Origin of the sequence: Stenotrophomonas maltophilia group sp. RNC7 (genome assembly GCF_030910085.1) — a bacterium.
In the GTDB taxonomy this organism is placed as follows: Bacteria; Pseudomonadota; Gammaproteobacteria; order Xanthomonadales; family Xanthomonadaceae; genus Stenotrophomonas; species Stenotrophomonas sepilia.
This window is the reverse complement of the sequence record NZ_JAVFVN010000223.1, coordinates 1-1,083: the sequence shown is the minus strand read 5'-3', so window position 1 is coordinate 1,083 and position 1,083 is coordinate 1. Positions and strand designations below refer to the sequence as shown.

Annotated in this window: 2 protein-coding genes; both read right to left on the bottom strand. The window is 29.2% G+C overall.

Annotation, left to right across the window (positions count from 1 at the left end; all coding sequences use genetic code 11):
- Positions 1-474 (bottom strand): hypothetical protein (locus RCF13_RS02950; RefSeq protein ID WP_308140840.1); only part of this gene is annotated, 474 nt, incomplete at its 3' end.
- Positions 475-503: 29 nt separating this feature from the next.
- Positions 504-899, bottom strand: a complete 396-nt coding sequence (locus RCF13_RS02945; protein ID WP_016121728.1) for a DUF3895 domain-containing protein — start codon at positions 897-899, stop codon at positions 504-506.
- Between the last annotated feature and the right edge of the window lie 184 nt (positions 900-1,083).

The window sequence follows — 1,083 nt, the reverse complement described above, 5'->3', positions numbered from 1 at the left end:
CGGTTCTGTTTTCTCACCATCTTTATAATATTCTTTTTTAAACCATGTTTGAAAATCACTTAATTCTGCCGATAAATCTTGGTCTAAAGCTTGCTGGAACACCTTTGCTAAAGCGAAAGAAATAGGCTCTGCTTCATTTTTATACTTATCTTTATAAAAATGAAATGATTCAATCAAAGTTTCAGGTTTATCCTTTCTTTCAATATCATTCTTAATTTTTTTCAAATTATGAACTGCCGCTACCCATTGCTTATAAGAAACTTCTTTTTCTGAACAAACTTCGTTAAAACTTTTTAATTGGCCAAATTGATCAATTAAATCTGAGATAGTTAATCCTAACTGATTTGTAGGATCAATTGAATTAAAAGGTTTATTGAATTCAAGTAAGTTTTTATCTATACTCAAACGACAATCACTTTGTTTTTCTAAATAACTTTGAAATTGCAACTGAGTATTCATAATATTTAAAGTCATGTATTTGTCACCTCATATATATTTTGAAATTAACAAAACTTAATGTTCTTATAAATTCGCTCATATGTTCCTCTAGATGCAATTAAAACCACAATATTCTTTTTACGTAAGTATTCCATATACATACAAACATATGGATAAATTTTTAATTTGTCTGTTGAATAATAAATCTTGGGTGTTTTACATTCTGCAATTAGATATTCTGCTGCTTCAGATGCTCGGATTTCAGTTTCATTTTCCACATACCAATTTAGACCTTCCATCTCAACAAAAGTTAGTCCAGATATTCTCTCGTCTGTCCTGCGTGTATCTACTAAATATTGAGGGTATTCTACAGCGATACCTTTTTTATTTTCAAATGATGTGGGAGCAGCATTTGTACTTTCTAAATTGGAATCAACTTCAAATAATGATAATTGATCCATATAAACACCTCACTTTACGATTACCTAATTAATGATGTTTTACTTTAGTCAATTGTTAAAACTTGATAACCATCAATATTAATAATTGTAGAATCATCAATTTCATACATCATTGAATCATGTGTATGTCCATTCCGGGATTACCGCTACTTATTATAATGGGAGCGATTTTATCAGAATGGAA